This is a genomic window from Bradyrhizobium sp. PRIMUS42 (assembly GCF_023006515.1).
In the GTDB taxonomy this organism is placed as follows: Bacteria; Pseudomonadota; Alphaproteobacteria; order Rhizobiales; family Xanthobacteraceae; genus Bradyrhizobium.
Map to the genome: position 1 here is coordinate 1 of NZ_JALBGZ010000772.1, position 2,809 is coordinate 2,809.

The following is a 2,809-nucleotide window of genomic DNA, read 5'->3' on the forward strand; positions in this document are numbered from 1 at the left end:
CGTGATAGGCAAGCTGGCGCGCGGCGGCTGCCTTGGCCGCGAGTTGGGCGAGCTTCAGCCGCACGGCCTGCTGGTTCCAGAGCGGTCCGCCGAACGCCTGCCGTGTCTTTACGTAGTTTGCCGTCAGCTCGATCGCCTTGGCGGATTCGCCGGCGCAGATGCCGCCGATGCAGATGCGCTCGTTCTGGAACGTCTCCATGATGCCGTAGAAGCCTTTGTTCTCCTCTCCGAGCAGGGCATTGGCCGGTACACGGACGTCCTGAAAGGCGATTTCGGCGGTGTCCGAGCAAAGCCAGCCATGCTTGTCGAGCTTGGTCACATCGATGCCTGGCGTATTGCGCTCGACGATGAACAGCGAGATGCCTCGGCTGCCCTTGGCGTGCGGATCGGTACGGGCAGCGACGATCAGGATGTCGCCGTAGACCGCATTGGTGATGAACATCTTGGAGCCGTTGATCACCCAGCCGTCGCCATCGCGGGTCGCGCGGGTCTTCAGGCCAGCAACGTCGGAGCCGGCATCCGGCTCGGTCACTGCGATCGAGCAAATCGTCTCGCCACGGATGATCGCCGGCAGGTATTTCTGCTTCTGCTCCGGCGTACCGCGCAGAGAGATGTGCACCGCCGACATGTCGGTGTGCACCAGGATCGACGAGGTGAAGCCGCCGAAGCTCGAGCGTCCCAATTCCTCAGCGAACACCATCGAGGCCAGCGGACCCATGTCGGTGCCGCCGTACTCGGGCGCGTGACGCATGCCAAGAAATCCGAGCGCGCCCATGCGGCGAAAAATCTCGCGCGGGATCTTGCCGTCGCGCTCCCAGGCGTCCCCCTGCGGCACCACCTCCTTCTCGACGAAGCGACGTACCTGCTCGCGCAATATGCGAAGCTCCTCGGGCAGATTGGGTTGCTCCGAGAATTGAAATTCAGCTTCAACAGGCTGGCGGGAACTGGATGTCATGACGTTCATTGTGCCGCCCTCCCATCGGGGATGTGAAGATGTCCGCGCAGGAATTTTGCAAGCGCCGCGATAGCTTCGCCAGCCTGCGGGATTTCCGGGAACATCTGGAACACGTGGATCATGCCATCCCAGATTTGCAGCTCGACGTTGACGGCGGCAGCCCTGGCTCTGGCAGCGAACTCGGTTGAATCGTCGCGCACCGTCTCGCGGTCGCCGACCTGGATCAGAAGCGGCGGCAAGCCGGACAAGTCGGCGTAGAGCGGCGAGGCCAGCGGGTGACGCGGATCGCCATCCAGGCCCAGATAGTTCTTCGCAAGCGCGAGGATCATCGCGCGCTGATGGATCGGGTCGGCCTTCGCCCGGCTTTCGTAGCTTGCACCTGTCGCGGCGAGGTCCGTCCAGGGCGACATAACCGCGGCGGCCGCCGGCAGTTTCTCGCCGTGATCGCGCAACGCAAGCATGACGCTTAGCACGAGGTTTCCCCCGGCGGAGTCACCCGCAAGCGCGATGTCATCCGGTTGCAAACCCTCGTCGAGCAGGTATCGATAGGCCCTCAGGGCATCGTCCAGCGCGGCTGGAAAGCGGTGTTCCGGCGCCAGGCGGTAGTTGATCGCCACGACGCGGCAGCCACAGGAGCTGGCGATGCGCGCGATCAGATCGCGGTGCGAGGCAATCGAGCCGATACGGAAGCCGCCGCCATGCAGATAGAGGATGGCCTTGTCCTGCGGCGCGGCGGCCGGCGCGATCCACTCGCCCTCGACACCGCCGGCGGAGACCTGGCGGCACGTCACCGGCACGGAGCAGGCGGCGAACGCTCCATCCCAATCGTGACGCATCTGCTCGACGCTCGTGTCGCGCGTCCAGTTGCGGTACACCGACTGCAGCCGCTCGACCGCACGATCGACAGGAGTTACCGCAATATCGCCGGCCGCATCCTTCATCTCAACCGCCGATCCCCATGCCGCCGGACACGCCGAGCGTCTCACCCGTGATGTAGGCGGCCTGGTCGGACGCCAGGAACAGCGCGGCTGCTGCAACCTCGTCCGGCTCGCCGAGCCGGCCCAGCAGGGTTGCATCGGTCATCGCTCGAAGGATCTTGTCACCACCGCGGGCGACCGCCTGCTCCAGCATCGGCGTGCGGATCGGACCGGGCGCAATCGCGTTCGCCGTGATGCCGTATCGCGCGTTCTCTCGCGCCATGCTCTTGGTGAAGGCGATGACCCCGCCCTTGGCGGCTGAGTAAACCGACCCACCCTTGGATCCGAGCCGGGCGGCTTCGGATGTTATGTTGATGATGCGGCCGTACCTTGCAGCCTGCATCGCCGGCAGGACGGCATGGGTGCAAGCCAGAACAGACGTGAGATTGACCGCGATCAGCTTCGCCCAGTCGTGCGGCGTGGTCTCGATGAAAAAGGCGTGCTGGTCGATCCCGGCATTGTTGACGAGGATGTCGAATGGGCCGTGCTGCTCCACGGCCGCCTGCACCGCGCCCGCATCGCTGACGTCGAGGCGAACAGCGGCGGCGCCGATCTGGCGTCCGACCTCGGAAGCTTGGGCCATGTCGAGGTCGGCAATCAGGACGTTGGCGCCCGCAGTGACAAAGCTCTTTGCAATCGCAGCGCCAATGCCGCGCGCGGCGCCTGACACGAAGGCGCGCCGACCGTCCAAGCGCCCGAATGGAAGCGTATCCGCCACGCCTCAGCGTCCCGTGAAGATGGGCTTGCGCCGCTCGATGACGGCTGCAAGGCCCTCGCGCGCGTCGGCCATGCCCGACAGCTCTGAAACCGTGCGCGCCTCCTCGGACAGGCATTGCTCGATGCTCGTCCCGGTGCCCGCCCAGACCAGGCGCTTGGT

General features: G+C 65.4%; 3 protein-coding genes. All 3 read right to left on the reverse strand.

The window, feature by feature from the left end; genetic code table 11:
- The coding region (locus MOV75_RS33360) for an acyl-CoA dehydrogenase family protein (protein WP_247007453.1) at positions 1-964 on the reverse strand (964 nt) is incomplete at its 3' end.
- Complete coding sequence (locus MOV75_RS33365) at positions 961-1,896, reverse strand: alpha/beta hydrolase (protein WP_246931759.1); 936 nt, start codon at positions 1,894-1,896, stop codon at positions 961-963. The genes MOV75_RS33360 and MOV75_RS33365, both read right to left, overlap by 4 nt.
- Before the next feature lies 1 nt (position 1,897).
- Positions 1,898-2,602, reverse strand: coding sequence for an SDR family oxidoreductase (locus tag MOV75_RS33370; RefSeq protein WP_247007454.1), 705 nt, complete (start codon positions 2,600-2,602; stop codon positions 1,898-1,900).
- Between the last annotated feature and the right edge of the window lie 207 nt (positions 2,603-2,809).

Excerpts from the sequence above, each read along its gene's own strand:
- MOV75_RS33365 (WP_246931759.1), bottom strand. The coding sequence starts at position 1,896 with ATGAAGGATGCGGCCGGCGATATTGCGGTAACTCCTGTCGATCGTGCG.